The sequence below is a fragment of the Streptomyces liliiviolaceus genome, from assembly GCF_018070025.1.
Taxonomy (GTDB): Bacteria; Actinomycetota; Actinomycetes; order Streptomycetales; family Streptomycetaceae; genus Streptomyces; species Streptomyces liliiviolaceus.
Genome location: NZ_JAGPYQ010000001.1, coordinates 7,071,384 through 7,097,940, shown reverse-complemented (window position 1 = coordinate 7,097,940; position 26,557 = coordinate 7,071,384). Strand labels below are relative to the sequence as shown.

At 72.8% G+C, this 26,557-nt stretch carries 22 protein-coding genes; 17 read left to right on the top strand and 5 right to left on the bottom strand.

Annotation, left to right across the window (positions count from 1 at the left end):
• Positions 1 to 10: 10 nt before the first annotated feature.
• From J8N05_RS30355 to J8N05_RS30345, 3 genes are read left to right on the top strand one after another with little or no spacing between them, the layout of a single operon-like run.
• Entirely contained in the window at positions 11 to 1,672 is a 1,662-nt protein-coding gene (locus J8N05_RS30355; RefSeq protein WP_407699944.1) for an IucA/IucC family protein, read from the top strand.
• A 55-nt stretch (positions 1,673 to 1,727) separates the two neighbouring features.
• Positions 1,728 to 2,657 (top strand): HipA family kinase, encoded by a 930-nt coding sequence (locus J8N05_RS30350; protein WP_210888567.1) that lies wholly within the window; start codon positions 1,728 to 1,730, stop codon positions 2,655 to 2,657.
• A complete protein-coding gene (locus tag J8N05_RS30345) occupies positions 2,654 to 2,983 on the top strand; it encodes a SelT/SelW/SelH family protein (RefSeq protein WP_247706560.1) in 330 nt (109 codons plus the stop codon). The genes J8N05_RS30350 and J8N05_RS30345 overlap by 4 nt, the downstream gene beginning before the upstream one ends.
• A 20-nt stretch (positions 2,984 to 3,003) precedes the next feature.
• Here the strand turns inward: J8N05_RS30345 and aceB are convergent, their stop codons facing one another.
• Together aceB and J8N05_RS30335 are read right to left on the bottom strand one after the other, a co-directional pair.
• Positions 3,004 to 4,638, bottom strand: a complete 1,635-nt coding sequence (aceB, locus tag J8N05_RS30340) for a malate synthase A (protein WP_210888565.1) — start codon at positions 4,636 to 4,638, stop codon at positions 3,004 to 3,006.
• A gap of 187 nt (positions 4,639 to 4,825) precedes the next feature.
• Positions 4,826 to 5,428, bottom strand: coding sequence for a nucleotidyltransferase family protein (locus J8N05_RS30335; RefSeq protein ID WP_210888564.1), 603 nt, complete (start codon positions 5,426 to 5,428; stop codon positions 4,826 to 4,828).
• 194 nt (positions 5,429 to 5,622) lie between these two features.
• Here J8N05_RS30335 and J8N05_RS30330 point away from each other — a divergent pair, with 194 nt between their 5' ends.
• On the top strand, positions 5,623 to 5,937 hold the full coding sequence (locus J8N05_RS30330; protein ID WP_210888562.1) for a DUF5955 family protein: 315 nt from the start codon (positions 5,623 to 5,625) through the stop codon (positions 5,935 to 5,937).
• Between the two features lie 84 nt (positions 5,938 to 6,021).
• Here J8N05_RS30330 and J8N05_RS30325 read toward each other — a convergent pair whose 3' ends face one another.
• A complete protein-coding gene (locus J8N05_RS30325) occupies positions 6,022 to 6,834 on the bottom strand; it encodes an IclR family transcriptional regulator (RefSeq protein WP_107016713.1) in 813 nt (270 codons plus the stop codon).
• A gap of 277 nt (positions 6,835 to 7,111) precedes the next feature.
• Here J8N05_RS30325 and allB point away from each other — a divergent pair, with 277 nt between their 5' ends.
• Both allB and alc read left to right on the top strand, forming a co-directional pair.
• Entirely contained in the window at positions 7,112 to 8,461 is a 1,350-nt protein-coding gene (gene allB / locus J8N05_RS30320; protein WP_210888559.1) for an allantoinase AllB, read from the top strand.
• Between the two features lie 69 nt (positions 8,462 to 8,530).
• Positions 8,531 to 9,658, top strand: coding sequence for an allantoicase (gene alc, locus J8N05_RS30315; protein ID WP_210888556.1), 1,128 nt, complete (start codon positions 8,531 to 8,533; stop codon positions 9,656 to 9,658).
• 186 nt (positions 9,659 to 9,844) lie between these two features.
• On the opposite strand, the gene J8N05_RS30310 is transcribed toward alc, so the two are convergent.
• Positions 9,845 to 10,051 carry a hypothetical protein gene (locus J8N05_RS30310; protein WP_210888554.1) on the bottom strand — a complete coding sequence of 69 codons (207 nt, stop codon included), beginning with the start codon at positions 10,049 to 10,051 and terminating at the stop codon, positions 9,845 to 9,847.
• 178 nt (positions 10,052 to 10,229) lie between these two features.
• On the opposite strand from J8N05_RS30310, the gene J8N05_RS30305 reads away from it, so the two are divergent.
• Entirely contained in the window at positions 10,230 to 11,486 is a 1,257-nt protein-coding gene (locus J8N05_RS30305) for a sensor histidine kinase (protein WP_247706559.1), read from the top strand.
• A 20-nt stretch (positions 11,487 to 11,506) separates the two neighbouring features.
• On the top strand, positions 11,507 to 12,181 hold the full coding sequence (locus J8N05_RS30300; RefSeq protein ID WP_210888549.1) for a response regulator transcription factor: 675 nt from the start codon (positions 11,507 to 11,509) through the stop codon (positions 12,179 to 12,181).
• Positions 12,182 to 12,488: 307 nt separating this feature from the next.
• Here J8N05_RS30300 and J8N05_RS30295 read toward each other — a convergent pair whose 3' ends face one another.
• Positions 12,489 to 13,502 (bottom strand): Gfo/Idh/MocA family protein, encoded by a 1,014-nt coding sequence (locus tag J8N05_RS30295; protein WP_210888547.1) that lies wholly within the window; start codon positions 13,500 to 13,502, stop codon positions 12,489 to 12,491.
• A 117-nt stretch (positions 13,503 to 13,619) separates the two neighbouring features.
• Between J8N05_RS30295 and J8N05_RS30290 the strand changes: the two genes are divergently transcribed.
• The 9 genes from J8N05_RS30290 (at position 13,620) to J8N05_RS30250 (ending at position 26,491) form a co-directional block, all read left to right on the top strand.
• Entirely contained in the window at positions 13,620 to 14,369 is a 750-nt protein-coding gene (locus J8N05_RS30290; protein ID WP_210890495.1) for a GntR family transcriptional regulator, read from the top strand.
• 158 nt (positions 14,370 to 14,527) lie between these two features.
• Positions 14,528 to 15,532, top strand: a complete 1,005-nt coding sequence (locus J8N05_RS30285) for a sugar ABC transporter substrate-binding protein (RefSeq protein ID WP_210888546.1) — start codon at positions 14,528 to 14,530, stop codon at positions 15,530 to 15,532.
• Entirely contained in the window at positions 15,529 to 16,602 is a 1,074-nt protein-coding gene (locus J8N05_RS30280; protein WP_210888544.1) for an ABC transporter permease, read from the top strand. Before J8N05_RS30285 ends, J8N05_RS30280 begins: the two co-directional genes overlap by 4 nt.
• Positions 16,599 to 17,411: an ATP-binding cassette domain-containing protein gene (locus J8N05_RS30275; RefSeq protein WP_210888541.1), complete on the top strand. Its 813-nt coding sequence runs from the start codon at positions 16,599 to 16,601 to the stop codon at positions 17,409 to 17,411. The genes J8N05_RS30280 and J8N05_RS30275 overlap by 4 nt, the downstream gene beginning before the upstream one ends.
• 259 nt (positions 17,412 to 17,670) lie before the next feature.
• Positions 17,671 to 18,855, top strand: a complete 1,185-nt coding sequence (locus tag J8N05_RS30270) for an ROK family glucokinase (RefSeq protein ID WP_210888539.1) — start codon at positions 17,671 to 17,673, stop codon at positions 18,853 to 18,855.
• Positions 18,855 to 19,436, top strand: coding sequence for a sugar kinase (locus J8N05_RS30265; protein ID WP_210888537.1), 582 nt, complete (start codon positions 18,855 to 18,857; stop codon positions 19,434 to 19,436). Before J8N05_RS30270 ends, J8N05_RS30265 begins: the two co-directional genes overlap by 1 nt.
• Positions 19,437 to 19,564: 128 nt before the next feature.
• A complete protein-coding gene (locus tag J8N05_RS30260) occupies positions 19,565 to 22,459 on the top strand; it encodes a DEAD/DEAH box helicase (RefSeq protein WP_210888535.1) in 2,895 nt (964 codons plus the stop codon).
• Positions 22,456 to 24,837 carry an SWIM zinc finger family protein gene (locus J8N05_RS30255; protein ID WP_247706558.1) on the top strand — a complete coding sequence of 794 codons (2,382 nt, stop codon included), beginning with the start codon at positions 22,456 to 22,458 and terminating at the stop codon, positions 24,835 to 24,837. The genes J8N05_RS30260 and J8N05_RS30255 overlap by 4 nt, the downstream gene beginning before the upstream one ends.
• Positions 24,838 to 25,147: 310 nt before the next feature.
• Complete coding sequence (locus J8N05_RS30250) at positions 25,148 to 26,491, top strand: sulfite oxidase (protein WP_210888532.1); 1,344 nt, start codon at positions 25,148 to 25,150, stop codon at positions 26,489 to 26,491.
• Positions 26,492 to 26,557: the final 66 nt, after the last annotated feature.

Below are 26,557 nucleotides of genomic sequence, written 5' to 3'. Positions count from 1 at the left end.
CGTGCCACCCATGCAGCCCATGTCCCCCACCCCCTCCACGCCCTCCGCGCGGGCCACCGACGGCGTCGCCGAAGCGGCCGACGTGATCGCGGCGGCACCGCTGCTCAACTGCCTGCTCCGGGAGATCGGCGCGCCAGAGCCAGAGCCACAGCCACAGCCGGAGCCGGAGCCGGAGCACGAGCCAGAGACCGCGCCCGCGCCCGCGTCGGGCCCGGAGCACGCGCCCGTCGCCCGTCGCGTGTACCGGCTGCCCGCCGGTGAGCGGCTCCTGCGGGTGCGCGACGGGCGCCGGCCCCGCGACTCGGAGCTGTTCGACGACGGCACCTGGCGTCGGCTCGGCCACCCCGAACTGGTCAAGCTCGCCGCCGAGGAACTGCGCCTGCACACCGGCCTGCCCAACTCCGAGCTGCCCGCCGAGATGACCGACAGCCGGGACGCGGTGGCGGCGATCCTGGCGGCCCGACAGGGCGTGGCCCCGCCGCCGGACCCGTACCGCCGCTCCGAGCAGTCCCTGATCACCGGGCATCCCCACCATCCCGCCCCCAAGGCGCGCGGCGGCGGCCCGGTCACCGGCTGGCTCCCGTACGCCCCCGAGGCGTACGCCGACTTCCCGCCGGTGCTCCTCGGCCTGCGCGAGGACGTCTGCGTGCAGGACGGCGACACGAGCGCCCTGGACGCCCTCGGCGAAGCCCCCGACGGCTACCGGCTGCTCCCGGCCCACCCGTGGCAGCTCGACCTCGTCGGCGGCAGCCCGGAGATCCGCGAGGCGTTCGCCGACGGCCGCCTCGTGCACCTCGGGACCGCACCGTGGTCTGCCTGGCCCACGGCGGCCATCCGCACCCTGTACGCCCCGGACGCCGACCTCTTCGTGAAGTTCAGCCTCGACGTCCGCATCACCAACGACATCCGGCGCCTGTGGCGGCACGACCTCCTCGCGCTCCGGCGTACGGACGCCGCCGTGACGGAGGCCTTCCGCACGCTTTCCGGCGGCGCGGCCTGGCTGAGCGACCGCGGCTACCGCACCGCGGACTTCGCCTTCGAGGAACTGGCCGTTCTTGTGCGTGACGGTCTGGGCGGGCATGTGACCCCCGGTGCGACTCCGCTGCTGGCGGCCGCGCTGACGGAGGGCGGGGGAGGCCCGTACGACCCACCGGGCACGGCCGACCTGGCCGGCTTCGACGGAAACCCTCTGGACACCCTCGCCGATCCGGCTGCCTGGTGGACCGCGTATCTGCGCCAAGTCGTCCCGCCCGTAATGGAGTTGTTCGCCCGGCACGGGGTCGTACTCGAAGCGCATCTGCAGAACACGGTGGTGGCCGTGGACGCGGACGGTACCCCCGTGCAGGCGCTGTTCCGGGATGCCGAGGGCGTGAAGCTGCTGCCGGACGTGACCCGGGCGGCCGGGTGGGAGCGGCTGGTGTACTGCCTCGTCGTGAACAACCTGCTGGAGATCGCGGACGCCCTGCGCGAGCGGTATCCGCGGCTGGACCCGTGGCAGCCCGCGCGCCGGGAGCTGGCGCGGTACGCCCCGGAGCTGCCCGAGGTGACGGACCTCCTCCGTGCCCCGACCCTGCCCGGCAAGACGAACCTGCTGCTGCGCTGGACCGGGGCGGACGGCGCCGCGGCACGCTACCGGCCGGTCCCGAACCCCCTGCGCGCGCCGGACGCCTGACCGGCACCGCGGGCGCCCGGCAGACATCCCGGGCGGCTGAATTACAGTGGCGGGTGTGCTGCGCCAAGTGACCGCCGACCGATACGTGACCCCGCTGCGGGCGGGCGGTTCCGTGCCCGGAGTCGTCGAGGCCGACGACCTGGGGACGTACGTCGTGAAGTTCACCGGCTCGGCACAGGGCCGGAAGGCGCTGGTCGCCGAGATCATCGTGGGGGAGCTGGCGCGCGCCCTGAGCCTGCGCTTCCCCGAGCTGGTGCTGGTGCACTTCGATCCGGCGATCGCCGCGGACGAACCGCACCAGGAGGTCCAGGACCTGCTGCGGGCCAGCGCCGGACTCAACCTCGGCATGGACTATCTGTCGGGTGCGCGGGACTTCACCCCCGAGGTCGCGCAGGCCTTCGACGTCGATCCGCTGGAGGCGGGCCGGATCGTCTGGCTGGACGCCCTCACGGTCAACGTGGACCGCACGAGACACAGCTCGAACCTCATGATCTGGCCCACGCTCGGTGTCGCGCCCCCGAAGCTGTGGCTGATCGACCACGGGGCCGCGCTGGTCTTCCACCACCGCTGGGACGCGTCGGCCCCGGAGAAGTCGGACCCGGAGAAGGCGTACGACTTCCGGCAGCACGCGCTCGGCGGCCACACCCCCGACACCCGCGCGGCGGACGCCGAACTCGCGCCGCGGGTGACGGAGGAACTGCTGCGCGCGATCACGGCCGAGGTGCCCGACGCCTGGCTCGCCGACGAGCCCGGTTTCGCGACGCCCGACGAGGTCCGCGAGGCGTACGTCGGCTATCTCCTCGCCCGGGTCAGGGCCTCCGCGGCCTGGCTCCCCACCGACTTCCCCACCCGGGAACAGCTCGCGGACGAGGACGCCCGCCGGGCCGCGAAGACGCAGCAGGGCCGGCCGGACTGGCTCAAGCGGGTCCCCGACCTGCACGGCAAACCGGCGGCGCAACAGGATTGGTCGGTACACCTCGGATGACCACGGACGACACACCCGCCGTCACACCCGCCGCCGCGCCCGCCGTCACGGCCGGGCAGCCGCACCGCGTGCAGATCGAGTACTGCACCCAGTGCCGCTGGCTGCCCCGCGCCTCCTGGCTCGCCCAGGAACTGCTCACCACCTTCGAGCAGGAGCTGACCGAGCTGGCGCTCAAGCCCGGCACCGGCGGTGTCTTCGTCGTACGCGTCGACGACGAGGTGGTCTGGGACCGCCGCGAGCAGGGCTTCCCCGAGCCGACGGCCGTGAAGCGCCTGGTACGCGACCGAGTGGCCCCGGAGAAGTCCCTGGGCCACTCGGAGCGGTAGTACCTGGCTTTGGCCGGCGCTCAGCCGGTCAGCTGCTCGTACGCGGGCAGCGTCAGGAAGTCCGCGTAGTCCTCGTCGAGCGCGACCGTCAGCAGCAGGTCGTGCGCCTGCTGCCAGCGCCCGGCCGCGAAGGCCTCCTCGCCGATCTCGGCGCGGATGTCCGCCAGTTCGCGCGCCGCGATCTCACGGGCCAGTTCGGGCGTCGCCTTCACGGACTCCCCGGCGTGCTCGAACTCCACGCCCGCGTTGATCCACTGCCAGATCTGCGAGCGTGAGATCTCCGCGGTGGCCGCGTCCTCCATCAGGTTGAAGATGGCGACGGCACCGAGCCCGCGCAGCCACGCCTCGATGTAACGGATGCCGACCTGCACGGCGTTGACCAGCCCGTCGTACGTGGGACTGGCGTCGAGCGAGTCGACGGCGATCAGGTCGGCCGCCTTCACGTCGACCTCCTCGCGCAGCCGCTCCTTCTGGTTCGGCCGGTCGCCGAGCACGGCGTCGAAGGACGCCATCGCGATCGGCACGAGGTCCGGGTGGGCCACCCACGACCCGTCGAAGCCGTCGCCGGCCTCCCGGTCCTTGTCAGCCTTGACCTTCTCGAAGGCGACCTTGTTGACCTCCTCGTCGCGCCGCGAGGGGATGAACGCGGCCATGCCGCCGATCGCGTGCGCCCCGCGCTTGTGGCAGGTGCGCACGAGCAGTTCGGTGTAGGCGCGCATGAACGGGGCCGTCATCGTGACCGCGTTGCGGTCCGGCAGGACGAACTTCCGCCCGCCGTCACGGAAGTTCTTCACGATGGAGAAGAGGTAGTCCCAGCGGCCCGCGTTCAACCCCGAGGCGTGGTCGCGCAGTTCGTAGAGGATCTCCTCCATCTCGTACGCGGCCGTGATCGTCTCGATCAGGACGGTCGCGCGGACGGTGCCCTGCGGGATGCCGACGTGGTCCTGCGCGAAGACGAACACCTCGTTCCAGAGGCGGGCCTCCAGATACGACTCCGTCTTCGGGAGATAGAAGTACGGGCCCTTGCCGAGGTCGATGAGCCGCTGCGCGTTGTGGAAGAAGTACAGGCCGAAGTCGACGAGCGCGCCCGGGACCGGGGTGCCGTCGGCGTCGACGAGATGGCGCTCGTCCAGGTGCCAGCCGCGCGGGCGCGTCACGACCGTCGCCAGTTCCTCCGGCGCCTTCAGCGCGTACGACTTGCCGGTGCGCTCGTCCGTGAAGTCGATGGAGCGGGTGTAGGCGTCGATCAGGTTGACCTGGCCGAGGATCACGTTCTCCCAGGTCGGCGCGGAGGCGTCCTCGAAGTCCGCGAGCCACACCTTGGCGCCCGAGTTGAGCGCGTTGATGGTCATCTTGCGGTCGGTGGGACCGGTGATCTCCACCCGGCGGTCGTTCAGGGCCTCGGGCGAGGGGGCCACCCGCCAGGAGTCGTCCGCGCGGACGGCGGCCGTCTCCGGGAGGAAGTCGAGCGTGGAGGTACGGGCGATCTCGGCGCGGCGCTCACCGCGCCGGGCCAGGAGCTCGTCACGCCTGGGCGTGAACCGCCGGTGCAACTCGGCGACGAAGGCGAGGGCCGCGTCGGTCAGGACCTCCTCCTGCCGGGGCAGGGGCTCGGCGTCGACGATGGCCAGCGGGGACGGCGCTGGTGCGGACATGAGCTGTCACTTCCTTCAGCGAACGTGGCACCGGGTGCCAGTCGACCGGGTTGCGGCGGTGAACGCCCGTCGAGGGGCCGGGCGCTTCTGATCAGTGGATACTAGTTTCCTCATGGTGGAAGTTCAATGTTTTGTTGACGTCGAGACTCTCCGGATCGAGACAAGGTGGCGCTCGGTGCCACCTCGCTCACTGTAGGTACCGGGCGAGGTCCGCCGCCGTGTCGATGTCGTAGGGCCGCGCCACGTCCGCGCACTCGACGAGAGCGATCGCGTCCGCGTGCGCCTTCAGATACGCGCGTGCCCCCTGGTCGCCGGTCGCAGTCGCAGCGATCCCCGCCCAGTGGTCGGCGCCGAGCAGGACGGGGTGGCCGCGCTTCCCCTCGTACGAGGCCGCGGCGAGCGTCGCGGGGGAGCGGTGGGCGGCCAGCAGCCGGGCCGTCGCCTCCGGCCCGATGCCCGGCTGGTCGACCAGGGACACCAGGGCGGCCCGGACCCCCGTACCCCGCAGGGACTCCAGCCCGGCCCGCAGCGAGGACCCCATGCCCTCCTCCCACTCGGGGTTGTCCACCAGTACGCACCCGGCGAGGTCGGCCCGCTCCCGCACGGCGTCGGCCCGCGCCCCGAGGACCACATGGACGCGGGTGCAGCCGGCCTCGCGCAGTACCTGGGCCGCGTACTCCACCAGGAGGCGCCCGCGGTGTTCGAGGAGCGCCTTGGGCCGTCCGCCGAGGCGCCGGCCGCCGCCCGCGGCGAGCAGGAGTCCGGCCACCTGGCCGTCGTTGTCCGTCATTCCTCCTGCATACCTGACGCGCGGGCGGGATCAGGATGTCCGGACGCTGAATTTCGGTCCGCGCGGTGGCGCACGGCGCACCGGGTGGCGTTTACTTGCCCGCGTCCCCGGCGCCCGACCAACGCCTCGGGGCGGTCGGGCGGGAGAGAACAGGCCGTGCGCCGGGCGGCGGGCGGCGTGCCAGGGGGAGAGCTGTGTTGCGGAGCTTGGGGCAGAGGTCAGTGGCCGGCAGCGACGATGATCCGAGAGTGGCGGAGCTGCGGGCCGCCGTGTCCAGGCTGCGCCGCGAACTCGCCGCGCTCCCGGCCGAGTTCCCCGACCGGGGCATCGCGGAGGACGAACTCGCGGCGCTCGCCGCGATGGCCGTCAGCGGTCTCCCCGAGATCCCGCGCCTGCGCCGCTCGCTCCTGCTGGTCGCCGGTTCCATCGGCTCGGTCAGCGCGCTGGCCACCGGGCTCGCCGCGGTACGCAGCGCGGTCGAGCTCTTCGGGGGGCCGCCGCGCCGGTGACTCCCGCGCGGGGCGGGCTGGTCGGGCAGGCTGGTCGGGCTCGCGTCGTGGGGTCCGCCCGCGTCGCCGGGTCCAGGTGATCTCTCAGGCCGCGGGGCCCGAGTTCGCCAGTGCCTCCGACAGCTCCACCGCGACCTGCTGCAGCACGGGCACGATCCGTTCGGTGGCCGTCTCCGTGACACGGCCGGCCGGTCCGGAGATCGAAATCGCCGCGGCCGTGGGGGAGTTGGGCACGGAGACCGCGAGACAGCGGACCCCGATCTCCTGCTCGTTGTCGTCCACCGCGTAACCGGCGCGGCGCACCTCTTCGAGCGCGCTCAGGAATCCGTCCGGTGTCGTGATGGTCTTGTCCGTCGCGGCGGGCATGCCCGTACGGGACAGCAGCGCGCGCACCTCGTCGGCCGGGACGTGGGCCAGCAGGGCCTTGCCGACGCCGGTGGAGTGCGGCAGCACCCGGCGGCCCACCTCGGTGAACATCCGCATCGAGTGCTTCGACGGCACCTGGGCCACGTACACGATCTCGTCGCCGTCGAGCAGTGCCATGTTCGCCGTCTCGCCGGTCTCCTCGACCAGGCGGGCCAGATAGGGGCGGGCCCAGGTGCCGAGCAGCCGGGACGCCGACTCGCCGAGCCGGATCAGGCGCGGGCCGAGCGCATAGCGCCGATTGGTCTGCTGACGTACATAACCGCAGACCACGAGCGTGCGCATCAGGCGGTGGATGGTGGGCAGCGGCAGCCCGCTGCTCGCGGACAGCTCGCTCAGTCCGACCTCGCCGCCCGCGTCCGCCATCCGCTCCAGCAGGTCGAAGGCGCGCTCTAGGGACTGGACGCCACCGCCGGCGGCAGCCGGCTTGGTGGCGACCTCGGCGGAGGCGTCGCTGGCGCTGGACGTCGGCACGGGCGCGGTCCTTTCAGACGGGCAGGCAGGTGGGAAGCCTACCCGGCAGTTGGTTGACTGCACGGCTGCGTGTGATTAAGTTCTGCTGGGTGGAAGTGTATTTCCGCTGTGTGGAAACGTCCAGTGGCTGCCGTGTGCGGGGCGGGGGCGAAGCCGGCCCTTGACGGCATGGGGTGCGGAGTGAAGACTCCTTCAACAGAACGTTGAATTCTGTTACGCGGAAGTTAACGGCTGCAGGAGACGTCCGGTATGGAGTCCGGTATGGAAAGGGGTCCCGGTGTCCGACGACGGCTTGGTCGAACTGGTCCTGCGCTCGACGCGCGTCATCACTCCGGAAGGGACGCGCGCGGCCTCGGTCGCCGTCTCCGCGGGAAGGATCACGGCCGTGCTCGCGCACGACGCCGAGGTGCCCGCCGGGGCCAGGCTGGAGGACTTCGGCGACGACGTCCTGCTGCCCGGGCTCGTCGACACCCACGTCCACGTCAACGATCCGGGCCGCACTAAGTGGGAGGGCTTCTGGACCGCCACGCGCGCCGCGGCGGCGGGCGGCATCACGACCCTGGTCGACATGCCCCTCAACTCCCTTCCGCCGACCACGACGGTCGACCACCTCCGTACGAAGAAGGACGTCGCCCGCACCAAGGCGCATATCGACATCGGGTTCTGGGGCGGCGCCCTGCCCGACAACGTCAAGGATCTGCGGCCGCTGCACGACGCGGGCGTCTTCGGTTTCAAGGCGTTCCTGTCGCCCTCCGGGGTCGACGAGTTCCCCGAGCTGGACCAGGACCAACTCGCCCAGTCCCTCGCGGAGATCGCCGGATTCGGCGGACTGCTGATCGTCCACGCCGAGGACCCCCACCACCTGGCCGCGGCCCCGCAGCGGAGCGGTCGCAAGTACGCCGACTTCCTGGCCTCGCGACCGCGCGACGCCGAGGACACCGCCATCGCGAACCTCATCGCCCAGGCCGGGCGCCTCGACGCGCGCGTCCACGTCCTGCACCTGTCGTCCAGCGACGCGCTCCCGCTGATAGCCGCCGCCAAGCGCGAGGGCGTACGGGTCACGGCGGAGACCTGTCCGCACTATCTGACGCTCACCGCCGAGGAAGTCCCGGACGGGGCCAGCGAGTTCAAGTGCTGTCCGCCCATCCGCGAGGCCGCCAACCAGGACCTCCTGTGGCAGGCGCTGGCCGACGGCACGATCGACTGCGTGGTCACCGACCACTCGCCGTCCACGGCCGACCTGAAGACCGACGACTTCGCGACCGCGTGGGGCGGCATCTCCGGCCTCCAGCTCAGCCTGGCGGCCGTCTGGACGGAGGCCCGCAGGCGCGGGCACACCCTGGAGGACGTGGTCCGCTGGATGTCCTCGGGCACGGCGGAACTGGTCGGCCTCGACGACCGCAAGGGTGCCATCGAGGCGGGCCGCGACGCCGACTTCGCGGTCCTCGCGCCCGACGAGACGTTCACCGTCGACCCGGCGGCGCTCCAGCACCGCAACCGTGTCACCGCGTACGCGGGCCGGACCCTGTACGGCGTGGTGCGCTCCACCTGGCTGCGCGGCGAACGCGTGCAATCCGACGGCGAGTTCGCCGACCCGACCGGTCAACTCCTGGCCCGCCGGAGGTAGTCACCCACCGAAGTCCACCAACCGCCCCGCACCGAGCGGCGGCCGACCCCGAAAGGAAGACCTGATCACGTGACCGAGCAGCAGCCCTCTCCGGCTCGTTTCACCGGCGACGCGAAGCCCTACGGAGGCGGTGACCCGTACGCGGACCACCGCACCGCCGACTTCCCCTTCACCCGGTACGCCAACCTCGCGGACCGGCAGCTCGGCGCCGCGGTCGTCGCCGCCAACGACGAGTTCTTCGCCCACCGCGAGAACCTGCTGCTGCCCCGGCCGGCCGAGTTCGACCCCGAGCACTTCGGACACAAGGGCAAGGTCATGGACGGCTGGGAGACCCGCCGCAGGCGCGGTGCCTCCGCCGAGCATCCGTGGCCCACGGCCGACGACCACGACTGGGCGCTGGTACGCCTCGGCGCCCCTGGAGTCGTGCACGGGATCGTCGTCGACACCGCCCACTTCCGCGGCAACTACCCGCAGGCGGTGTCCGTCGAAGGGACCTCGGTACCCGGCTCGCCGTCCCCCGAGGACCTCCTCGCGGCCGACGTCAAGTGGACAACTCTCGTACCCCGTACGGAGGTCGGCGGCCACGCGGCCAACGGGTTCGCCGTCGACGCCGGACAGCTCATCACGCACCTCCGCGTCAACCAGCACCCGGACGGCGGCATCGCGCGCCTCCGCGTGTACGGCGAGGTCGTACCTGACCCGCGGTGGCTTTCCGCCCTCGGCAGCTTCGACGTGGTCGCCCTGGAGAACGGCGGCCACGTCGAGGACGCCTCCAACCGCTTCTACTCGTCGCCCACCAACACCATCCAGCCGGGCCGTTCCCACAAGATGGACGACGGCTGGGAGACGCGGCGGCGGCGCGACCGGGGCCACGACTGGATCCGCTACCAGCTCGTCGCACGGTCCGAGATCCGGGCGATCGAGATCGACACGGCCTATCTGAAGGGCAACTCGGCGGGCTGGGCGTCCGTCTCGGTCCGCGACGGCGCGGACGGGGACTGGCGGGAGGCCCTGCCCCGGACCCGCCTCCAGCCCGACACGAACCACCGCTTCGTCCTCCCCGCCCCGGCCGTCGGCACGCACGCGCGCGTGGACATCTACCCGGACGGCGGGATCTCGCGCCTGCGGCTGTTCGGGGCGCTGACGGAGGAGGGGGCGACGGGGTTGGCTGCCCGCCACCAGGAGCTTGGCGGATAGGGAGCCGTCCACGGGGGCTGGCCCGAAGGACCGCGCAGTTCCCCGCGCCCCCGGGTATCTCGGCCCGTCGGCTGCCTTTCAGCCCGTCCGGCGTTTGAGGACGAGCGCGCAGCGCGATACGGGGCGAGGGGCGCAGCCCCCATGCAGTGACCCGCTGCCAACACCCCCCCGGGGGACGGGACCCCCTCAGCCGGACTTCTGGCTCTCGGCCGCCGCGAACAGCGCGAACGACAGCACGAGCAGCGCGACACTCCCGTAGATCTCACGGCCGTCGAGGAAGTCGAGCCGCTGTACGAGGCCCCAGCCGCGCAGCCGGCCGGTGAACTCGTGGATCAGGCCGACCCCGCCCTGCAGGAGGGCGAGCACACCGAGGAACTCCAGAACCTGCTTCATACGAGGATGCTCGCCCCGCGGACCCGGCGGACGCATCGGCCACGGGTCGCGCCGCGCACGGCGGAAGTCCCGGAACGGTACGGGGGAGCGCGCCGAAAGTCTGACGTGTCCCCGACTTTGGTAGCGGACCGGGCGACCGGGGCGGCACCGGCGGGCATCGATGCGTAGATTGCCGATTGTGAGTGATATCGCGCCGCTGCCGAAGCCCCCGAACCCTCCGGTGCGCCGGTGGTTTCTGCCGTCGGCCGTCACCTCGGAGCTGGACCCGGAGAACACCGACCGCAAGGGCCGCCCCCGGCGCACCGCGCGGGACTGGGCCGTCGACTTCGCCTGCTTCCTGATCGCCGTCGGGGTGGGCCTGCTCGGCGCGGACCAGGCGGACGGCGACCCGAACATCCCGTACGCCCTGGAGGTCGTCGACCAGTTGCTCGGCGCGGTCGCCTGCGCGGCCGTCTGGCTCAGGCGGCGCTGGCCGGTCGGCCTCGCCGTCGCGATGGTGCCGGTCTGCTTCATCTCCAACACCGCGGGCGGCGCGGGACTGGTCGCCCTGTTCACGCTCGCCGTGCACCGCCCCTTCAAGTACGTCGCCTGGACGGGCGGCGCGCAGCTCCTGCTGCTCCCCTTCTTCTCCTGGTGGCGTCCCGACTCCGAGCTTCCGTACCTGGTGGTCGTCGGTCTCGGCGTGCTGCTGACCGGCGCGGTGGTCGGCTGGGGCATGCTCGCGCGCTCCAAGCGGCAGCTGATGCTGAGTCTGCGCGACCGGGCGCGGCGGGCCGAGACCGAGGCGGCGCTGCGCGCCGAGCAGGCCCAGCGGCTGGCCCGGGAGGCGATCGCGCGCGAGATGCACGACGTCCTCGCCCATCGGCTGACCCTGCTCAGCGTGCACGCCGGAGCGCTGGAGATCCGGCCGGACGCCCCCCGGGCGGAGGTCGCGCGGGCCTCCGGTGTGATCCGTGAGAGCGCGCACGAGGCCCTGCAGGACCTGCGCGAGATCATCGGGGTGCTCCGGGCCTCCGGGGACGACGCCGACGAGTCCGGGCGGCCGCAGCCGACGTTCGGCGCACTGGAGGGGCTGGTCTCCGAGAGCCGTGACGCCGACATGAAGGTCACGCTCGACAACCGGGTCGCCGACGCGGCGGCCGTCCCCGCCTCGGTGGGCCGCACCACGTACCGGATCGCCCAGGAGTGCCTGACCAACGCCCGTAAGCACGCCCCGGGCGCGGAGGTCACGATCACCGTGGCCGGCGCCCCGGGCACCGGTCTCACCGTCTCCGTACGCAATCCGCCGCCGCCCGGCGACGTTCCTCATGTCCCGGGCTCCGGGCAGGGGCTCATCGGTCTCACCGAGCGGGCCGTACTCGCGGGCGGGCACCTGGAACACGGCCCCGAAGGGGACGGCGGCTTCCTGGTGCACGCGTGGCTGCCCTGGGGATGACGGATCACTACGGTGGGCGCATGAATCCGATCCGTCTCCTCCTCGTCGACGACGACCCGCTGGTCAGAGCCGGCCTCTCCTTCATGCTGGGCGGCGCCGACGACCTGGAGATCGTGGGGGAGGGCGCCGACGGCAGCGAGGTCGAGGCGCTCGTCGACCGTACGCGCCCCGATGTCGTCCTCATGGACATCAGGATGCCGACGGTGGACGGGCTCGTCGCCACGGAACGGCTCCGGGGTCGCGAGGAGGCTCCCCAGGTCATCGTCCTCACCACCTTCCACGCGGACGAACAGGTGCTGCGGGCGCTGCGGGCGGGTGCGGCCGGCTTCGTCCTCAAGGACACTCCGCCCGCGGAGATCCTGCACGCGGTGCGCCGGGTCGCGGCGGGTGACCCCGTGCTGTCGCCCGCCGTGACACGGCAGTTGATGGAACAGGCGGCGGGGGCGGGGCCCGACAGGCGGCGTACTGGTGCGCGTACGCGGGTCGCCGTGCTCAACGACCGTGAACGTGAGGTCGCCGTGGCGGTGGGGCGGGGGCGTTCCAACGCGGAGATCGCGGCGGGGCTGTTCATGAGCGTGGCCACGGTCAAGACCCACGTCTCCCGGATCCTCGCGAAGCTGGACCTCAACAACCGCGTCCAGATCGCGCTGCTGACGTACGACGCGGGCCTCTTGGAGGACGACGACCCTCACTGACGCGTCCCGCCACGACGTGCGTCCCGGCGGGGGCTGGCCGCGCAGTTCCCCGCGCCCCTGAGGTGCGCCGGCCGGTTCGTCGTCCGCGGCCCGGTGGGGGCTGATCGCGCAGTTCCCCGTGCCCCTTAAAAGACCGGGCCGGTGGGGATCGGCCGCGTAGTTCCTCGCGCCCCCCAAAGGCTAAAAGCTGGGGCGCAGCCCCGCTTTTCAGGGGCGCGGGGAACTGCGCGACCAGCCACGACGGCGCCGCAGCCGACCACGCACCCCCCCCGGGGAGGGGACCTGCAGCCGACGGCCAGTCAATCCGTCAGTCCCGGCCGCCCGGAATCTCCGACAGCGGAACAGACCGGCGCCCCCGCCGAGACAACTCGCACGCCTCCGCAACCCGCAACGCATGCAACGCCTCACGCCCGTCGCACGGATTAGCCCGCTCCCCCCGCACGACCTCCACGAACGCGTGCAGCTCCGCCTCGTACGCGGGCCCGAACCGCTCAAGGAACCCCGTCCACGGCTTGGTGGCCGCCGGCGGCCCCGCCGGCTCCGTGGAGGCGATCGGCGTACGGTCGTCGAGCCCGACCCCGATCTGGTCCAGCTCCCCGGCCAGCTCCATGCGGACGTCGTACCCCGCCCCGTTCAGCCGCGTCGCCGTGGCCGTCGCGAGCGTCCCGTCGTCCAGCGTGAGGACGGCCGCCGCCGTGTCGATGTCACCCGCCTCGCGGAACATCGACGGCCCGGCGTCCGACCCCATCGCGTAGACCTCGGTGATCTCACGCCCGGTGACCCACCGCAGCATGTCGAAGTCGTGCACGAGCGTGTCCCGGTACAGCCCGCCGGAGAGCGGCAGATGCTCGACCGGCGGCGGCGACTGGTCGGAGGTCATCGCGCGCACGGTGTGCAGCCGGCCGAGCTGCCCCGACCGCACCACCTCCCGCGCGGCCGCGTACCCCGAGTCGAAGCGCCGCTGGAAACCCATCTGCAGGATCGTTCCGGCGGCCTCCACCTCCGCGATGGCCGTGAGCGTACCCGTCAGGTCGAGGGCGATGGGCTTCTCGCAGAACACGGGCAGTCCGGCGCGGGCTGCCCGACCGATCAGTTCGCCGTGTGCCGAGGTGGCCGCGGTGATGACCACGGCGTCCACCCCCCAGGTGAAGATCTCGTCCACGCCGGGTGCCGCGGTGGCACCTAAGCGGTCCGCGAGCCGGCGTGCTCGTGCGGGATCCGCGTCCGTGACGATGAGGGAGCCGCCCACCTCGCGGTGGCGGCTGAGGGCGGTCGCATGAAATGTACCGATACGACCCGTCCCGATGAGTCCGATGCGCATGCGACAAAGTTGAGGGCGAACCCTACACCCTGTCAACTCTTTGTCCGGACAATCGAACCTCAGAACTTCCCGTCAACATGCACCGGAGCTACGCTCGGGCCCGTGCCCAAACCAGATGTGGACCCGACCACGCCGCTCCAGCTCAGCGTCGACCGGAACAGCCCGGTCCCGCTGTACTTCCAGCTGGCCCAGCAACTCGAAGCGGCGATCGAGCGCGGTGCCCTGACCCCGGGCAGCCTGCTGGGCAACGAGATCGAGCTCGCCGGACGCCTCGGTCTGTCCCGGCCCACGGTCCGCCAGGCCATCCAGTCCCTGGTGGACAAGGGCCTCCTCGTACGCCGTCGGGGTGTCGGCACCCAGGTCGTCCACAGCCAGGTCAAGCGCCCCCTGGAACTCAGCAGCCTCTACGACGACCTGGAGGCGGCCGGCCAGCGGCCCGCGACCCGCGTCCTCGTCAACACCGTCGTCCCGGCGACGGCTGAGGTGGCGGCGGCCCTGTCGGTGGCGGAGGGCAGCGACGTGCACCGGGTGGAGCGGCTGCGGCTCGCCCACGGCGACCCGATGGCGTACCTCTGCAACCACCTGCCGCCCGGCCTCCTCGACCTCGACAGCGCGCAGCTGGAGGCCACCGGTCTGTACCGGCTGATGCGCGTCGCGGGCATCACGCTGCACAGCGCCCGCCAGTCCGTCGGTGCCCGGGCCGCCACCGCCGTGGAGGCCGGGCGCCTAGACGAGGCCGCCGGCGCCCCGCTGCTCACCATGCAGCGCACCACCTTCGACGACACGGGCCGCGCCGTCGAGTTCGGCTCCCACACCTACCGCGCCTCGCGCTACTCCTTCGAGTTCCAGCTGCTCGTACGCCCCTGACCCGCCCTGAACCCACGTGCGCCCCTGAGCTGGTACGACTCCACGCACTCCCGCGCGGCCCGCGTGGCGGTGTCGACGGCCCCGCTGTCCGGAATCCTTCCCTCCGTATCCGATACTTGGTTGTTTCATGTATCGGACATCAAGAAGGGCACGGCCTCGTGGCACGGTTTCGGACCTGGGTCAGCATCGCGGTGGCAGGGGCGCTGGGCGCATCCCTGGCCGGGTGCAGCAGCACCGGCGGCAAGCGCGCCGAGGACGCCCGCAAAGCGGCGTCGGCCCAGGGCGGGGGCGCGGTGAGCACCCCCCGCTGGACCGTCGCGATGATCACCCACTCGGGTGACGGCGACACCTTCTGGGACATCGTCCAGAACGGCGCCCAGCAGGCCGCCGACAAGGACAACATCAAGTTCCTGTACTCCCACGACGACGAGGGACAGCAGCAGGCGCAGCTCGTGGACGCCGCCGTGGACAAGGGCGTCGACGGCATCGTCGTCACCCTCGCCAAGCCCGACGCCATGAAGAGCGCGGTCGCGCGCGCCGTGAAGGCCGGCATCCCCGTGATCACCGTGAACTCGGGATCCGAGAAGTCCAAGGAGTTCGGCGCGCTCACCCACGTCGGCCAGGACGAGACGATCGCCGGCGAGGCCGTCGGGGAGGAGCTGAACGAGCGTGGCCGGAAAACGGCCCTCTGCGTCCTCCACGAACAGGGCAATGTCGGCCACGAGCAGCGCTGCGCGGGCGTGAGGAAGACCTTCGACGGCACCGTACGGAACATCTACGTGGAGGGCACCGACATGTCGGCCGTCCAGTCCTCCATCGGAGCCAAGCTCCAGGCCGACTCCTCGGTCGACGCCGTCGTCACCCTCGGCGCGCCCTACGCGGCCACCGCGGTCAAGGCCAAGGAGGACGCGGGCAGCAAGGCCGAGATCGACACCTTCGACCTCAACGCCAAGGTCGCCGCCTCGCTCAAGGACGGCACCCTCGGCTTCGCCGTCGACCAGCAGCCCTACCTCCAGGGCTACGAGGCCGTGGACCTGCTCTGGCTCTACCGGTACAACGCCGACACGCTCGGCGGCGGGCGGCCCGTCCTCACCGGCCCGCAGATCATCACCAAGGACCAGGCCGCAGAGCTGGAGAGCTACGCGGACCGGGGCACCCGATGACCGCGACGATCCCCACGCCTCCCGTGTCTCCCACGCCCCCCACGGGCTCCACCGCGGACGACCGGCTGCTGCGGACCTCGCCGCTGCGCAGGCTGCTCGGCCGGCCCGAGCTGGGCTCGGTGGTCGGCGCGCTCGCCGTCTTCCTGTTCTTCGCGCTGATCGCGGACGGTTTCGTACGGGCCGCGGGGCTGGCCACCGTGCTGTACGCGGCCTCCACGATCGGCATCATGGCGGTGCCCGTCGCCCTGCTGATGATCGGCGGCGAGTTCGACCTGTCCGCCGGCGTCATGGTGACGTCGTCCGCGCTGATCTCGTCGATGTTCAGCTACCAGATGACCGCGAACGTCTGGGTGGGCGTCGGGGTCTCGCTCCTGGTCACCCTCGCGATCGGCTTCTTCAACGGCTTCATGCTCACCCGCACCGAGCTGCCCAGCTTCATCATCACGCTCGGCACCTTCCTCATGCTGACCGGGATGAACCTCGGCTTCACCAAGCTGATCAGCGGCACCGTCTCGACCAAGACGATCGCCGACATGGAGGGCTTCGCCTCCGCCAAGGTCCTCTTCGCGTCGGTCCTGACCGTCGGCGGAGTCGACTTCAAGGTCACCATCCTGTGGTGGATCGGCCTGGTGGCCCTCGCCTCCTGGATCCTGCTGCGCACCCGCGTCGGCAACTGGATCTTCGCCGTCGGTGGCGGAAAGGAAGCGGCCCGCGCGGTGGGCGTGCCCGTCGCCGCGACCAAAATCGGCCTCTACATGGGGGTGTCCTTCGCCGCCTGGATCGCCGGACAGCACCTGCTGTTCTCGTTCGACGCCGTGCAGTCGGGAGAGGGCGTCGGCAAGGAGCTGACGTACATCATCGCGGCCGTCATCGGCGGCTGCCTGATCACCGGCGGGTACGGCTCCGCCATCGGCTCGGCGGTCGGCGCGCTGATCTTCGGCATGACCGACAAGGGCATCGTGTTCGCCGAGTGGAATCCCGACTGGTTCAAGTTCTTCCTGGGAGCGATGCTGCTCCTCGCGACCCTGCTGAACGCCTGGGTCCGCAAGCGCGCGGAGGCCACGGCATGACACAGCCCGCCACGACGACGTCCGCCGGGCGCACGCCCCTGGTCGAGCTCGACGACGTCAGTAAGTACTACGGCAACATCCGCGCCCTGGAGGGCGTCTCGCTGGAGGTCCACGCGGGGGAGATCACCTGCGTCCTCGGCGACAACGGCGCCGGCAAGTCGACCCTGATCAAGATCATCGCCGGGCTCCACCAGCATGACGCGGGCACCTTCCGCATCGAGGGCGAGGACGCCCGTCCGGCGTCCCCGCGGGAGGCCCTGGACCGCGGTATCGCCACGGTCTACCAGGACCTCGCGGTCGTCCCTCTGATGCCGGTCTGGCGCAACTTCTTCCTCGGCTCCGAGCCGCGCAGGGGATCCGGCCCCTTCAAGCGCCTGGACGTCGATTTCATGCGCCGTACGACCCACGCGGAACTCCTGCGCATGGGCATCGACCTGCGCGACGTCGACCAGCCCATCGGCACCCTCTCGGGCGGCGAGCGCCAGTGCGTGGCGATCGCCCGGGCCGTCCACTTCGGCGCGAAGGTCCTCGTCCTCGACGAGCCCACCGCGGCACTGGGCGTCAAACAGTCCGGTGTGGTCCTCAAATATGTGGCCGCCGCACGTGACGCCGGCCTGGGTGTTGTTCTGATCACCCACAACCCCCACCACGCGTACCTCGTCGGCAACCGCTTCGTCCTCCTCAAGCGCGGCACGATGGTCGGCAACCACACCCGAGAAGAAATCACCCTGGACGAACTGACCCGCCAGATGGCGGGCGGCACGGAACTGGACGACCTCCGCCACGAACTGGAGGGCAGTGCCCCGTAGGGGGCGGGGCCGTGCCGATGCGCGGCTCCGCCGTGTGGCCGCGCCCAGCCACGGCTTTCAGGGGCGCGGGGGCTGTGCCGGTGTGCGGCCGCCGCGTGGGCTCGCCCGGCCACGGCTTCTTTCAGGGGCGCGGGGAACTGCGCGACCAGCCACGACGAGCCTGCGGACGACGGACGGCCCGGGCTGCCCGGGGCGCCCCGAAGCACCGCGAGGGACGCCGCCGTGCGGCCAAACCCCCACGTGGGGCAGAATCGGCGCGATGAGCACCTACCGCGACCTCGCCCTGCCCAGGGCGCTCGGCTCCGCCAGAGCCGCGGGCGCCCCCATCGGCTCCCGCCGTGCCACCGCCCTGCGCACCGTGGGCACGCGCGAGCGCCGTTCCCACCTGACGGCACCGCGCGTCCCCACCGTCGGCATCGACATCGGCGGCACGAAGGTGATGGCGGGCGTCGTGGACGCGGACGGCAACATCCTGGAGAAGGTCCGCACCGAGACCCCCGACAAGTCCAAGAGTCCCAAGGTCGTCGAGGACACCATCCTGGAACTGGTCCTGGACCTCTCCGACCGCCACGACGTGCACGCGGTCGGCATCGGCGCGGCCGGCTGGGTCGACGCGGAGCGCAACCGGGTCCTGTTCGCACCCCACCTCTCGTGGCGCAACGAACCCCTGCGGGACCGCCTCGCGGGCCGCCTCGCCGTCCCCGTCCTGGTGGACAACGACGCGAACGCCGCCGCCTGGGCGGAGTGGCGCTTCGGCGCGGGCCGCGGTGAGGACCACCTCGTCATGATCACCCTCGGCACCGGCATCGGCGGCGCCATCCTGGAGGACGGGCAGGTCAAGCGCGGCAAGTTCGGTGTGGCGGGCGAGTTCGGCCATATGCAGGTCGTCCCCGGCGGCCACCGCTGCCCGTGCGGCAACCGCGGCTGCTGGGAGCAGTACAGTTCCGGCAACGCCCTGGTCCGCGAGGCCCGCGAACTCGCCGCCGCCGACTCTCCGGTGGCCTACGGCATCATCGAGCACGTCAAGGGCAACATCGCCGAGATCACCGGCCCGATGATCACCGAGCTGGCCCGCGAGGGCGACGCGATGTGCATCGAACTGCTCCAGGACATCGGCCAGTGGCTGGGCGTCGGCATCGCGAACCTCGCGGCCGCCCTCGACCCCTCCTGCTTCGTGATCGGCGGCGGCGTCAGCGCGGCCGACGACCTGCTGATCGGCCCCGCGCGCGACGCTTTCCGCCGCCATCTGACCGGCCGCGGCTACCGCCCCGAGGCCCGGATCGCCCGCGCCCAGCTCGGCCCCGAGGCCGGCATGGTCGGCGCCGCGGACCTGGCCCGCCTGGTGGCCCGCCGCTTCCGGCGCGCCAACCGCCGCCGCGTCGAACGGTACGAGCGCTACGAGCGGTACGCCGAGTCGCGCCGCGAGGCGCAGGAGACGCTGTGATGACGGCCTCGCTGCCGCGCCAGGCCTCACCTCCGGACGAGCCGCCGCGCCCGCCCGAGCAGCCGGGCCACCGGATCCGCCGCCGCGCCCTGACCCTGCTGATCATCGTGCTGCTCATCGGTGTCCCGGCCGGCTATCTGGTGATCTCCGCCAACCAGAGCCGTGACAGCGGCAAGGACAAGGAGGCGAAGTACTCGGCGACCGGGCTCACCCCGGGCTGGCCCTCCCGGGTCCAGCGCCGCCTGTACCAGGTGCCCATCCCGGGCTACTCGGCCGAGGTCGCGTACTACGAGACGAACAACTGGAAGACCAGCCGTCTCTACGTCCAGTTCCTCACCAGCGACGAGGGCCTGGAGAAGTTCCTCAAGACCATCGGGACCAGCCTCGACGCGCTGGAGAAGGACGACATCGTCATCAGCGCACGCGACCGGCGTGTCGTCGGCTGGGAGTTCACCGGCCCCGGCCCCTGGTCGGGCCTGAACCACGCGCGGAAGAACCCGACGCCCTCCCACCACATCGTCGTGGACTGGGCGAAGCCCGGCCATCCCATGGTCTACGTGGTCTCCAGAACGACACCCTGACCACGCCCCGACCACGTCTCACCCCCCGCCCCTTCCGGCCGACGGGCCGCGTTGTCAGACCCGGCCCGTAGAGTCGAAGACGATCGATCCGACCGGGACGGGAGCAGGCGAGGGAGGTGGCCGGGAGCATGGGTGCGGGGACGCGTACGAGCACGGGGACGGGTGAGGGGACGAGCACGGCGGAGCCGCGTGCCGAGGCCGGCCCCGGCGCCGGACCGAAGGCCGAGGTGCCCCTCCGGCTGGCCGCGGTGTTCCTGCCCGCCGCGCTGCCCCGCGGCGGACGGATGGCCTTCTGGGACCCGGACGGCGACCTCCCGCTCCCCACACCGGACACCGAGCTCACGGTCGTACGACGGCACGGTACGGGGACACGACGGCACACGGTCCCCGCCCTGACCCTGCCGGTCACCGAGGCCCTGCCGCTCCTGGTGCGCGCCAGGCGCGACCCCGCCGCCCATCCCGCCACGGCCTGCTGGGGGGCCGCCGCCCTGCACGCGCTGCGGCTCGTCGCGCGCGGCAGACTGCTGCCCGGTCTGACACCCGACGGGTTCGACGCATGGCGTGCGGGCCCGCTGGACCCGGACGACATCGCCCACCTCAGGGCGATCGCCGCGGCCCTCCCGTACGAGGGACACGCCGTCCCGCTGCCGGGCGGCGGCCCGCTCAGGCTGCCCGAGCCGGAAGCGCTGACACGCGCCTTCCTGGACGCGGTCGCCGACGCCCTGCCCCGCACCCCGGCCGCTCCCTACGCGGCGGGCAGGCCCTTCGCGGCGAGCGGGGCCCAGCGGCTGCCCGGCGCCCAGGACTGGGCGGCGGAGGTCGCCGCCGGCATGGACGCCGGGGTGCGCATCTCCCTGCGCCTCGACCTGTCCGCGTACGAGCTCTTCGACGACAGCGAGGACGCGCGGCGGGCGGGCGCGGCCGTCGTCCAGGTGCACAGCCTCGCCGACCCCACCCTCGTCGTCGACGCGGCGGCCCTGTGGGCGGGCACCGCGGACGCCACGTTCGGCCCGCGCGCCCGGGTCGACGCGGCCCTGGCGGTGCGCCGCGCGGCCCGCGTCTGGCCGCCCCTGGACCGGCTGTCCGGACAGGACGTGCCGGACGTACTGGCCCTGTCCGAGGACGAGCTGTCGGACCTGCTCGGCGTGGCGGCCACCCGCCTCGGCGCGGCCGGGGTCGCCGTGCACTGGCCGCGCGACCTCGCCCAGGACCTGAGCGCGGCCGCGGTCGTCCGCCCCGCGCCGGGCTCGGCCACGGACGGGACGGGTTTCTTCGAGAGCGAGGAACTGCTCCAGTTCCGCTGGCAGCTGGCCCTGGGCGGCGACCCGCTCAGCGAGGCGGAGATGGACGCCCTCGCTGAGGCGCACCGCCCCGTCGTCCGGCTGCGGGACCAGTGGGTGCTCGTCGACCCGGCCCTGGTCCGCAAGGCCCGCAAGCGCGAACTGGGCCTGCTCGACCCGGTGGACGCCCTCTCCGCGGCGCTCAGCGGCAGCGTGGAGGTCGACGGGGAGAGCGTCGAGGCGGTGCCCGTCGGAGCGCTCGCCGCGCTGCGCGACCGCCTCACCGCCGGACTGCGGCCCGCCGAACCGCCTCCCGGGCTGAAGGCGACCCTCCGCGACTACCAACTGCGCGGGCTGGCCTGGCTCGACCTCATGACCTCGCTCGGCCTCGGCGGCTGCCTCGCCGACGACATGGGACTCGGCAAGACCATCACCGTCATCGCCCTCCATCTGAAGCGGGCGCGCACCGAGCCGACCCTCGTGATCTGCCCCGCCTCGCTGCTCGGCAACTGGCAGCGGGAGATCGAACGGTTCGCCCCCGGCGTGCCCGTGCGCCGCTTCCACGGACCGGACCGCTCCCTGGCGGACCTGGCCGGAGGCTTCGTCCTGACCACCTACGGGACGATGCGCTCGACGGCGCCGAGGCTCGCCGAGCAGACCTGGGGCATGGTCGTCGCGGACGAGGCCCAGCACGTCAAGAACCCGTACTCGGCGACGGCCAAGGCCCTGCGGACGATCTCCGCACCGGCCAGGGTCGCCCTGAGCGGCACACCGGTGGAGAACAACCTCTCCGAGCTGTGGGCCCTGCTCGACTGGACGACCCCGGGACTCCTCGGCCCGCTGAAGTCCTTCCGCGCCCGGCACGCGCGCGCCGTGGAGAACGGCGAGGACGAGGAGGCCGTGGCCCGCCTCGCCCGGCTGATCCGGCCCTTCCTCCTGCGGCGCAAGAAGTCCGACCCGGGCATCGTCCCCGAACTGCCGCCCAAGACGGAGACGGACCACCCCGTCCCCCTCAGCCGCGAACAGGCCTCCCTGTACGAGGCCGTGGTCCGCGAGTCGATGCTCGCCATCGAGACCACCCAGGGCATCGCCAGACGAGGCCTCGTCCTGAAGCTCCTCACCGCGCTCAAGCAGATCTGCGACCACCCGGGGCTGTATCTGAAGGAGGAGCCGGACGGCCTGCCCAGCGGCTCGGGAGCCGCTCGCCAGGCCGCCCGCTCCGGCAAACTGGCCCTGCTCGACGAGCTGTTGGACACGCTGCTCGCCGAGGACGGCTCGGCCCTCGTCTTCACCCAGTACGTGGGAATGGCCCGGCTGATCACGAACCACCTCACGGCGCGCGCGGTCCCCGTCGAACTGCTCCACGGCGGTACGCCGGTGCCGGAGCGCGAACACATGGTGGACCGGTTCCAGAGCGGGGCGACGCCGATCCTGATCCTGTCGCTGAAGGCGGCCGGTACCGGTCTCAACCTCACGCGCGCGGGGCATGTCATCCACTTCGACCGCTGGTGGAACCCTGCCGTCGAGGAACAGGCCACCGACCGCGCCTACCGCATCGGCCAGACCCAGCCCGTCCAGGTGCACCGCCTCATCACCGAGGGCACCGTCGAGGACCGTATCGCCGACATGCTCGCCTCCAAGCGGGCCCTGGCGGACGCGATCCTCGGCTCCGGCGAGGCATCCCTGACGGAACTGACCGATCGCGACCTGTCCGATCTGGTGTCACTGCGGAGGTCCACATGATGTCTCCGACGGAACAGCCGGGTACGGACGGCGACGGGACGCCTCAAGCCGACTTCGACGCCGACGTCCACGACCACGACGACGTGGCGTCCTCGGCGCACGGCTCCCGCCCGGCGGCCGAGGGGACGCGTCCTGCCGACGCGGCCCGACGGGCCCTGCGGGAAGCTCGCCGGGCCGAGGCGAACGCGGACTCGGGTTCGGGTTCGGGTTCGGGTTCGGGGGAGTCCTCCACGGCTCCACAGGCGCCGCCGGGTACTGGTCCGGCCTCGATAACACCCTCGGCAGCTGTGGAGCCGCGGCGCCGGGCCCCCGAGGGGACCGCGGCAGCCGGGCCCCGCCCGGGCGACGCCGCCCGCGCGGCACTCCGCCGAGCCGTGGGCCGTCACAGCGGTGACAGCGCGGACGGGACCGACGGCGGGGGAGGAGCACCGGGCTCCGAGGGCGGCGTACAGCCGGATGCGCGTGGCTCGCGCCCGGCTTCCGACGCGACGGCGACGGGGGCGCCCGCGCGGGGCTCAGACGCTACGGAGGCGGGGGCATCCACGAGGGTCCCTGACGTGACGGTGGCGGGGCCACCCGACGAGGCCTCCGCGCCGCCCGCGGCCGACCGGCCCGACGCCGCCTCCGAGACCTCGCGTCCCGGCGACGTGGCCCGGGAGGCGTTGCGTGCCGCGCGCGTTCAGGCCGAGCGGGAGCGAACGGCCGCGCAGGACAAGGGAGTCGGGGCGTCCCGGAAGCGGCGCGGGGGCGCCGCGGCCATCGCTCCCGGCTCACGTCCGACCCGTCCCACCGGTCCCAGCCGCGAGGCGGCGGCCCATGTCCGGGAACTGGCCGAGATGCTGGGCAACAGCCTCGATCTGTCGTCCCGGCTGGAGAGGGAGGAGCGGGCGGACGAGTCCGACACCGGGCCGGGCTCCGCGCGCACGCACGCCGACGCAGATGCCGTGGCCGGCACCGGTGCCGACACCGAACCCCCCGCCTCCGAAGCCGCCCATTCCCATGCCCACCCCCACTCCCATCCCCATGCCCACCCCCACTCCCATCCCCATGCTGAGCCCACCCCCGGCGAAACCCCGGCCCCCGCACAGCGCAGCGCCCCGGCGGCCGGTCGTTCCATGGCCGCTCCCGCCCGGGACGGTGAGCTGCGGCGTACGTTCCCGCCACCGGCGCGGGCGCGGCCTGAGGGCGGCGGATTCGCCGAGACGTGGTGGGGGAACGCGTGGGTCACCGCGCTGGAGGAGATGGCGCTCGACGCGGCCCGGCTCGGGCGGGGGAAGGCGTACGCGGGGGAGGGGCACGTCGACGCCGTCACGGTCACGCCGGGGCTCGTGCTCGCCTACGTGCACGGGAGCCGTCCGCGGCCGTACCGCGTCCAGATCCGGATGCGTACGCTCTCGGACGACGACTGGGAGCGTTTCCTCGACACCGCCGCCGAACGCCCGGCCCACATCGCCGCGTTGCTCGACAAGGAGCTGCCCCAGGCACTCGCCGACTGCGGGGTGCAACTGCTCCCCGGCCCCGGCGACCTCGTCCCGCGCTGCAGCTGCCCCGACTCCGGCCACCCCTGCAAGCACGCGGCCGCCCTCTGCTACCAGACCGCGCGACTGCTGGACGAAGACCCGTTCGTCCTCCTCCTGCTGCGCGGCCGGGGCGAGCGCGAACTGCTGGACGAACTGTCCCGCCGCAACGCCACCCTGGCCGCCCGCTCGGCCCGCGCCGCCGAGGAACCGGCGCTTTCCGGGGTCCCGGCCCGCGAGGCGGTCGAGCGCCGCGTTCTGGCGGCCCTGCCCGCCCCGCTGCCGCCGCCCGCGCATCCCGAACAGCCCCCGGCCTACCCGGCCTCGCCCGGCGGGCCCGACCCGTTCGCGCTGGACCAGTTGGCCACGGACGCGGCCGCACGCGCGCACGCCCTGCTCACCACCGGCCGCGACCCCCTCGCCGAACTGACACTCTGGCAGGACGCCGTCCGGCTCGCCGCCACCCGCCCGGGTTCCGGCCTCACCGCCACCACCCGCGCCCTCTACGCGGACCTGGCCACCGCCGCGCGGCGCACCCCGGGAGACCTGGCCCGCGCGGTCGCCGCGTGGCGTCAGGGCGGGCTCGAAGGGCTCGCCGTCCTGGAAGAGGCCTGGGACCCTCCGGCGGGCCGTTTCGACCGGGCCCGCCCCCTCCTCCTCGCGGCCGACTTCCCCGCCTTCCGGCCCTGGCACAACCACCTCACCCACCCCCACGGCCACATACAGCTCCGCCTGGGCCACGACGGCCTCTGGTACGCGTACGAGTCGGAACCGGGCCATGACGACTGGTGGCCCCGCGGCACCCCCGACCTGGATCCGGTCGGCGCCCTCACCGGCCTGGGCTCGCCGACCGACGTCTGAGCGCGTACGACTCCCGAGCGCGCACGACTCCCGCGATTCACCGGCGAGCCGGCGCGCGGCCTCGTACCATGGCGCCCATGATCCTCAGCCGGCGCCGCCCTGCCCCGCGGTTCAGCGTGCGTACGCCGCACGGCTGTTGTTGATCCTCACCGAGCCCGTACGCGCGCTCCCGGCCGCACTCCTCTCCCTGCGGCCCACTCTCACCCGCAGGTCTGTAGGCCCGGCGCGCCCCGCCGCACCCGCCGGCCCGCGACCACCCCACCCCCGCCCCACCCGTGCCCGTGAACCTCCGACAGGCAGGAGCCCACCCATGTCCCGTACCAGTACGTACAGCGACGAGTCCGTCTACGACCGTCGCAGACTCCGTCAGTGGCTCACGGGCGAAGCCCGGGCCGACGGCATCGAGCGGCGCGACATGCTGCGTCTGCTGGCCGCCGCCGGACTGGCCGGCACAGCCACCGCCGCCACCACCGGTTTCGCCGCACCGGCCCTGGCCGCTTCCGCGACCGCCACCGGAACAGCGCCCCGAACAGCCACCGCGACCACCGACCGCGCGACGGCCGCCGCGGTCCCCGGGATAGTCAAACCCCTTCCCGACGCCTGGTTCACCGCCCGCGGTACGAACGCGGAGACCAGGTTCGAGGCACTGGCGGGCACCGGCCACCACACCCCCACGGACCGCTTCTTCGTCCGCAACCACACCGCCACCCCTGTCCTGGACGCGAACGCCTGGAGTGTCACCGTCCGGGGGGACGGCCTCGTGGGCGGCGGGTCCGCCGAGTTCACGCTCGACGACCTCAAGCGCCTGCCCGCCACCACCCGCAGCGCGTTCGTGGAGTGCGCGGGCAACGGCCGCAGCTTCTTCACGACACAGCAGGGCCAGACCGTGTCCGGCACGGCGTGGACGCTGGGCGCGGTCGGCGTGGCCCGCTGGCGCGGGGTACGGCTCGCCGAGGTGCTGCGCCGCGCCGGGCTGAGCCGCGGCGCCGTGGACGTCATGCCCCGCGGCCTGGACGCCGACTACGTCACGGCGGACGGCACGAACCTCGGCCGCGTCCGCCGCCCGCTGCCCCTGTCGAAGGCCCTGGACGACGTGCTGCTCGCGTACGAGATGAACGGCGAGCCGCTCCCGCCGGACCACGGCGGTCCCGTACGGGTCCTCGTGCCGTCCTGGATCGGGATCGCGTCGATCAAGTGGGTCGGTGACATCGAGGTCTCCGCCCAGCCGCTGTACTCCCCGTGGAACACGGACTTCTACCGGCTGTTCGGCGACGCGTACCCGGCGGGAGGCAGCGCCCCGCTCACCCGCCAGACGCTGAAGTCCGCCTTCGAACTCCCGTGGAACGCAAGCCTGGAGGCCGCCGCCGAACACCGTCTCACCGGCCGCTCCTGGTCGGGCGCGGGCGCCGTGGCACGTGTCGAGGTGAGCACCGACGGCGGTTCGAGCTGGCGGCGCGCCCGGCTGCACGACGCCCCGCGCCGCGCCGACTGGGTCCGCTGGTCCGCCGACTGGCGTCCGGCGGCCCCGGGGACGTACACGCTCCTGGCCCGTGCGACCGACACCACGGGCCGCACGCAGCCGGAGACCACCGTCCACAACACCCAGGGCTATCTCTTCGACGCGGTCGTCCGTCATCCGGTCCAGGCCATGTGACCCGCGTCCAGGGTGAACGTGTCTGCGGTACGGCGTGCACAAGCGGCCCGCGTTCCGCGCCCGCCG

Bases quoted from the DNA above. Each gene is read 5' to 3' on its own strand.
- J8N05_RS30295 (WP_210888547.1), bottom strand. From the start codon at position 13,502: ATGCGCATCGGACTCATCGGGACGGGTCGTATCGGTACATTTCATGCG.
- J8N05_RS30345 (WP_247706560.1), top strand. From the start codon at position 2,654: ATGACCACGGACGACACACCCGCCGTCACACCCGCCGCCGCGCCCGCC.
- J8N05_RS30265 (WP_210888537.1), top strand. From the start codon at position 18,855: ATGACGGCCTCGCTGCCGCGCCAGGCCTCACCTCCGGACGAGCCGCCG.
- J8N05_RS30250 (WP_210888532.1), top strand. From the start codon at position 25,148: ATGTCCCGTACCAGTACGTACAGCGACGAGTCCGTCTACGACCGTCGC.
- J8N05_RS30260 (WP_210888535.1), top strand. From the start codon at position 19,565: ATGGGTGCGGGGACGCGTACGAGCACGGGGACGGGTGAGGGGACGAGC.
- J8N05_RS30280 (WP_210888544.1), top strand. From the start codon at position 15,529: ATGACCGCGACGATCCCCACGCCTCCCGTGTCTCCCACGCCCCCCACG.
- J8N05_RS30355 (WP_407699944.1), top strand. From the start codon at position 11: ATGCAGCCCATGTCCCCCACCCCCTCCACGCCCTCCGCGCGGGCCACC.
- J8N05_RS30255 (WP_247706558.1), top strand. From the start codon at position 22,456: ATGATGTCTCCGACGGAACAGCCGGGTACGGACGGCGACGGGACGCCT.
- J8N05_RS30310 (WP_210888554.1), bottom strand. From the start codon at position 10,051: ATGAAGCAGGTTCTGGAGTTCCTCGGTGTGCTCGCCCTCCTGCAGGGC.
- J8N05_RS30275 (WP_210888541.1), top strand. From the start codon at position 16,599: ATGACACAGCCCGCCACGACGACGTCCGCCGGGCGCACGCCCCTGGTC.
- J8N05_RS30335 (WP_210888564.1), bottom strand. From the start codon at position 5,428: ATGACGGACAACGACGGCCAGGTGGCCGGACTCCTGCTCGCCGCGGGC.
- J8N05_RS30300 (WP_210888549.1), top strand. From the start codon at position 11,507: ATGAATCCGATCCGTCTCCTCCTCGTCGACGACGACCCGCTGGTCAGA.
- J8N05_RS30270 (WP_210888539.1), top strand. From the start codon at position 17,671: ATGAGCACCTACCGCGACCTCGCCCTGCCCAGGGCGCTCGGCTCCGCC.
- aceB (WP_210888565.1), bottom strand. From the start codon at position 4,638: ATGTCCGCACCAGCGCCGTCCCCGCTGGCCATCGTCGACGCCGAGCCC.